The organism is Ferruginibacter sp. (assembly GCF_014377975.1).
Classification (GTDB): domain Bacteria; phylum Bacteroidota; class Bacteroidia; order Chitinophagales; family Chitinophagaceae; genus Ferruginibacter.
On record NZ_JACMOO010000334.1, the window covers coordinates 1 to 6,859 of the forward strand.

The following is a 6,859-nucleotide window of genomic DNA, read 5'->3' on the forward strand; positions in this document are numbered from 1 at the left end:
TATAGTGGCCGACTTACATTGACAGGAATACAAGCGTTTGAACTTTATGACACATTCGGTTTCCCATTGGACTTATTGAAATTGGTTACAAGTGAATATGGTTTAACTATTGATGAGAAAGGTTTTATTGAGTATATGCAACTACAAAAAAACCGCTCCCGTGCAGCCACAACTTTAGAAACTGAAGACTGGATAACTTTAATAGAAAACACGTCCAATAAATTTGCAGGATACGATTCTTTGGAAACAAAGAGTAACATCATCAAGTACAGAAAAGTTACGGCTAAAGGAAAAGAGCAATACCAGTTGGTGTTGGATACAACGCCATTTTATGCCGAAAGTGGCGGCCAGGTAGGCGATACCGGCATTCTTCAATTTGGTGATGAAACTATTGTAATAACCAATACAAAAAAGGAGAATGACCTCATCATTCACTTCACCGATGCACTTCCTGCCATCATCAATACCATAGTTTTCGCAAAAGTAGATGCTGACAGAAGAAAATCTATTGCGGTACACCACAGCGTTACACATTTAATGCATGCAGCTTTACGCACTGTGTTGGGTAAACATGTAGCACAAAAGGGAAGTCTGGTAAATGAAGAACATCTGCGTTTTGATTTTAGTCATTTTGCTAAAGTAACCAATGAAGAAGTTGCTGCAGTAGAAAAACTCGTGAATGAAAAGATTAGGGAAAATATTCCGGTAGTCATCAAATCAATGCACAAAGATGAGGCAGTTGCTTTGGGTGCTATGGCACTGTTCGGCGAAAAATACGGCGATATAGTAAGAGTGGTTATAATGGACCCGGCCTATAGTATTGAGCTTTGCGGCGGTACGCATGTGGGCAGCACCGGTGAGCTGGGCATCTTTAAAATACAACACGAAACCGCCGTTGCTGCTGGTGTTAGAAGAATTGAAGCGGTTTGCGGAGCGGCTGCAGAAAATTACATCAATGAACAATTTATTGCGCTGGATGAAATTCGCGGCCTGCTGAAAAACACCAAAGATATTTCAAAATCTATTCAACATTTACAATCAGAAAATAGCATTTTATCCAAACGCATTGAGGGTTTGGAAGCAAGGCAACTGGTAGGCATACGCAATGAATTATTGCAAAAAGATGAAATCATCAACAACGTAACTTTTGTTGGCGCTATTATAGAAGTGAGCAATGCGGATGCACTAAAAAAATTATGTACCGATCTTAAAAATCACCTGCACGATCATGTGGTGGTGCTTTGCAGCAATATAGATGGAAAGGCTTTTGTTGCCATCGGTATTTCTGATACTGTAGTAACCGCAAAAAACCTGGATGCTGCAAAAATTATTAAAGAGCAGGTGGCGGCATTGATAAAAGGAGGTGGCGGCGGTCAAAAAAATCTGGGTACCGCCGGTGGGCAAGATGTAAGTAATTTTAAAGAAGTTATTGAAAAAGTAAAATCACTGTTATAAAAAAAAATTGAATAATTTTCAATAAAGGGAAGTTGTAATGACTTCCCTTTATTGATTAAACCTTAGCTACGATCTTTGGTCTGTAACAAAAAATATCCCACATAACAGTAGGTGTAAGTGCAGGGTTGGGTTTGTTTGCATAGTTTTTAATTTTTTTACAAAAAAAATATAATATTCTTAAAAAGCATGTATACTAATTAAAGACAATATTTTTGATGTATATTGTTAGTATAAAGCATTGACACTTATTATTTGATATAGTTTTTAGAGTATGTAATTATTTCTGTTTGTAATGCCGGTGAATAAATCTGGCTTATAATCATCATCCATTCCAATAATTATAATTTCACCAGCAAGCTGCACCAACAATGAAAATTTTTTTACTTCTGATTTTTTATATATTATTTATCTCAATAGTAAATGGCCAGGAGCTTTCTGCTGACAGGCTAATCGATATGTTGTCTGTAACAACTTCCAAATTAGAGAGCCAGTTGTTAAAGAAAAAATACAGGTTTTCAGGAACTGAATCATTGGGTGACACCATCGTTAAAACTTACGAATACCATTCTGGCATCAAAAACAGGAAAGAAAAACAGTCAGATTCTGTAAGCAGACGATTGGTGAGATCAAACCTTAAAGAAACATTTACACTTACTTACCAAACTACTTTAGCAGCAGAATACAACGGTATTATTGAATCATTAAAAAAGCATTCATTTTACTGTGAATACGAAAAAGACAGCACCGTTATTCCTGCTTCGCATTTATACCAGCATGAGGATTATACTGCCGATGCTTCGGTTAAAGAAACAGACGGTGTTAACTGGTATTCCATTACAGTTTACAAAAAAACATTTCCGTTAAACAAGGATTTGCATTTTGCCGAAGACTTAATGGATTTTACATCCAATGAATACCTCATTTATTATTTTGGAGAAAAAAATGTAAAAAAGGATATCTATTATTTTTCAGGAAATGATATTGTTAAATGTTCAGTGTTGTTTATCAATACCAGGCGGCAGGTTATTTTTATCTGGAAAGATGGATTGAACCGGCGTACCATCAATAATATATTAATTGGCGGTACACATAAATTGAAAAGCCAGGAAAGTAATGATAAGTTTGTTGCAGAAAACGATTGGATGCTAAAAAGTAAAGTACATGCAGGTATGCCTGTATTTGAACTGAGAACCTTAAACGAAAAAAATTTTACTTTCTGTGCAGGCGATGCAATTAATCCCGGTATAGTTTTGTCAGAATCGGCCGGTAGCATTGACTTAAAAGACACAGATATTATTTTGGGCTGTATGAATTGCACTGATGACAAATACCTTACTACAAAAATAATGAGCGCCGACAGAGCGATGGCAGACGGTAGAATTTTATTTGTTCTTACCATCGTGCTTTATCCTTTGGTAACCGGTTTATTTGAATAAACAATTGCCTGGCATTACCGTCAACACAAAAATGCTGTTTTTTATTCAGTATTTTTTACTTCGTTTCAACATAGCTGCAGATGACACAACTTCATCGTTCAAATCAATAAAAATAGTTTTAATTCCGTCGCTCATCTTGTTAATTGATGCAATGCAAATAATCCTGAGTAATCAGCAAATCCTGACTGGTAAAGTATTTCAATAATATTACGGAACAGGATTGTATTCTCTGCCAGGTTTGAAAAAAATACAATGGAAATTTTTTTAGCCGGCACCGTTATTACATAATTATTAAATCCGCAGGTGCTGCCCGAATGAAACCAAATCTGTGGTTCTGTTGCTGCATAAAACCAGCCTGCACTGTAAAAACTATTGGGCACATCGCCTGCAGCAAAATGCAGCCGCTGCAATACAGCAGCGAGGTTTAGCAAACTGTTGTGTTGAAGTGCATGTACCCATTTACGGTAACCATTAATGGATGTGTATACGCCGCCATCACCTTTGGTGGCACTGGTAACACTTTGATCGCTCAGGAAAGTGTTACCAATGCTATCTTTTGCATACCCCATCGCCCGTTGCGCAATGGCCCGGTTTTTCTCATAAACCACAGACGCATTCATATGCAATGGAGCAAATATTTTTTGTTTGATGAAGGCCGCATAGGATTGATGCGAAACTTTTTCGATGATGAGTGCCAGTAAACAAAAACCTGAATTGCTATAACGGAATTGAGTACCTGGTTTAAAATAAGTAGTGTCATATTTTTGCAACAACTGCAATACATCCGCATCCAGCAATTGTGTTGTTTGCGCAGCGGCCATCAGCTCCTCATAATCCATTATACCGGATGAATGCGTGAGCAAATGTTTAATGCGTACCTGTTTACCGATGCCTGCAGGCAAACCGGTGAGGTATTTACCAATTGGATCGTTTACAGATAACTGATGTACCTTTTCCAGTAACAAAATACCCATGGCTGTAAACTGTTTGGTAAGGGATGCCATGCGAAAATTTGTGCTGGCTTGTATCTTTTCTTTTGTGGCTATATTGGCAAGTCCTGCCTGGTTATTGTACAACAGCCGTCCATCCTGTTCTACCAACAAAGCAAAGCCTGGCTGGCCCGCAGCTTGCTGATGTAATAAGCTGTCAAGCCTTTTTGTTAACTGTGCATTACTCCCTAATGTGTATACCAGACAAGTGATCAGCCAATAATATCTCAACATAAATTTTGTTGTATTAATGCATTGTGAAGATAAACGAATATGACGCAGGATACATATTTAAGCGGTAATAAATTTACCTCCAACAGCTACTATTAAGGAAACATTTTTAATTTGTTTTTTTATAGATGGTATGTAATGTTTTGCAATTTCATTACAGCATTGTTTAAAATAAATGCTGACCTAAATTGAAAATAATATTTTACATACTTTTTATAATAATTGCTGAGGTACTGATACGGGTTGGTTTTTATAAAGGGCCAAAGTGAACGATAGCAACTCAAACAAGAACTTAATTTTTATCCCATAATTATGAGAAGATGTATGGTTGATTATAAATTCTCGTGAATTACCGGCTCTGTATTTGGTTCTGCCAAACGAAAAGTAATTTATACAACCGGAGCAGGCGCAAGGCTTGTAAATGAAACCGCCTTTAGATATGCCTCGCCATCAGCAACCCCGGTTAGCCGAACAGTCGGTTATCAATTTTCATATCATCGCCCGGCCAATGAGGATCAATCGTAAAATGTAAAAGATAGCCACATAAATACGCTCAGCTACGGTCATCTTTAAATAATATTTTTATAGAAACAGGCAGTAAAAAACTAACGCGGCTTCAAGTTTTATTATCAAAGCGCTAATACCAATTTCTTGTCAGGAAATTTTGGGCAAACAATTGGGAATTAGATTATCAGGCTTTCCCGTACAAGGAATTGTTTTATAAAATGGGCATGTACAATACTGTGATAGAGTCAGATGTTTCAGGCACCTTTGTAGGTTCTTTTACTGTTATGACATGCTGGGATATATGTTAGGCACTATACTTTTTGGCCGTTGCAAATTGCAGGACTTCTTTATTCGGCACAATCCAGAAAAGGCTATTCTATCCAGTTATTCTTTACTTCTGTCCAGCTCCCAATCATCCGTTCTGAAAGGGTTTACCGGCAAACCTTCTTTACTGAATAAATTGCCCATAGCTGCATTACTAAATGCAAACCGCACTGCTGCAGGTTGTGCAACCTTAGGGCTATAAACAATCAGTTTGTCTTTGTCTATTTTTGCGGTGGCAACATAAAATATTTTATCAGCGCCGGCTACATAAACTTCTATGATGTTTTGTCCCGTTGTTTTAAGTCCATTGGGAGCATTCTCAAAAGTTATAATGGCTTTATTTTTCAGCACCTCCAAACTTTTATACAGGGGACTTTTATACACAATTCCGTCTTTATGATAGGTTTCTGCAAGCGCCCAGTTGGCAAGCCGTTCACCCACCAGCCGCTTGCCCTTTGGATGAATATCTTTTACATTATCCACCAAGTCGGTTATTACCACCATACCTGTATTAGGATAGGCCATTGCCTTTGTTTGCTGCTCCCGCACAATGGAGGAAATGAATTTATTTCCATAAGTAAAAGGCGCTATCTGAACATAATAAAATGGCAACTCCTCGTTCCATGCTTTGCGCCAGGTGCCAATCATTGTAGTTAATAATTTACCGTAGCTATCCGGCGCAATGGTATTGCCTTCGCCCTGGTACCAAATGGCACCGGCAATGTTATAACTGGTGATGGGTGCAACCATGCCGTTGAATGCAGCACCCGGTAAATAGGGCCACCAATCGCTGGGCTGTTGTTTTGCTGCTGCGGCTTTTAATTCAGCATCATTATTGACCGTCTCAGTTTCGGTCCATGTTTCTGCTGGCGTGCCGCCCCAGTTTGTACTAATCAATCCAATGGGTACGTTCATGTCCGTATTCAGTTTATGACCAAAAAAATAAGCTACAGCACTAAAATTTTTCAGGGTATTGGAATCACAACCAATCCATTCGCCCCCACAATTATCCTGTGGATATCTGGAAGTAACTTTAGGAATAGTAAAGAATCTGATATTGGTATTGGCGCATGTGGCCAATGCAGCTTTTATATCTGGTATACCTCCCCAGCCGTCATTCATTTCCATATTAGATTGACCGGAGCAAACCCATACTTCGCCAATCAGCACATTGTTTAGTATTATTGTATTAGCGCCTTTTAATGTAACGGTATAAGGTCCGCCGGCAGCAGGTGTCTGCACATGCAACATCCAGGCGGCATCCCTTGTGGTAACAACAGAATCTGTTTTATTATTCCATGAAGTTGTAACATATATTTTCTCAGCAGGCCCGGCCCAGCCCCATAGTTTTACAGAAGATTGCTGTTGCAAAACCATGTTGTTATTAATCACATTGGGTAAGCGAATATTGGCTTTTACAGCAGACGTTAAAAAAAGAAATACAACAATGGAAAAGTATTTTTTCATAGCAAATTATTAAAAGCGTTTTTTTGAAATTTGAATTATCTTTTTATTTTTTATTTAAAACGGTAAAATAAATATGAATATACGATTGATTTAAATATGCGCCTCTTCCCTCAAACCATTTTGGCCATATTTAACCGGAGAAACTGTCGTACACAAAGCAAAACTTTATTGATAAAACAGATTGTGTATGTTGTAGTTTAGCAAAAATTTAAAAGATTATATACCCAATTACCGTGATTGAATATCATACCACAATAATTTATGTATTAACTGAGCATGGTATTTTTAACGCCATATTACGGAGATGGCGGCATTGCATTTAATCTCCATTTCAGGCATGCTTTAAGCAATAGGTAGTGAATGCTATTATTGGGTAAATTAAACTTTCGCCTACAGGATACTTACCTAACTATTTAATTATCAAAGTTGGCTAAGCTTTAAATTGCAGCA

4 protein-coding genes are annotated in these 6,859 nt (G+C 37.7%); 2 read left to right on the forward strand and 2 right to left on the reverse strand.

What is annotated here, in order from left to right; translation table 11 throughout:
• Positions 1 to 1,455, forward strand: a 1,455-nt coding sequence (locus tag H7254_RS16540) for an alanine--tRNA ligase-related protein (protein WP_301934023.1), incomplete at its 5' end; no start/stop codon positions are given.
• A gap of 368 nt (positions 1,456 to 1,823) precedes the next feature.
• Positions 1,824 to 2,891 carry a hypothetical protein gene (locus tag H7254_RS16545; protein WP_301934024.1) on the forward strand — a complete coding sequence of 356 codons (1,068 nt, stop codon included), beginning with the start codon at positions 1,824 to 1,826 and terminating at the stop codon, positions 2,889 to 2,891.
• Between the two features lie 131 nt (positions 2,892 to 3,022).
• Here the strand turns inward: H7254_RS16545 and H7254_RS16550 are convergent, their stop codons facing one another.
• Together H7254_RS16550 and H7254_RS16555 are read right to left on the reverse strand one after the other, a co-directional pair.
• Positions 3,023 to 4,114, reverse strand: a complete 1,092-nt coding sequence (locus H7254_RS16550) for a serine hydrolase (protein ID WP_301934025.1) — start codon at positions 4,112 to 4,114, stop codon at positions 3,023 to 3,025.
• A gap of 888 nt (positions 4,115 to 5,002) precedes the next feature.
• Complete coding sequence (locus H7254_RS16555; protein ID WP_301934026.1) at positions 5,003 to 6,409, reverse strand: sialate O-acetylesterase; 1,407 nt, start codon at positions 6,407 to 6,409, stop codon at positions 5,003 to 5,005.
• Between the last annotated feature and the right edge of the window lie 450 nt (positions 6,410 to 6,859).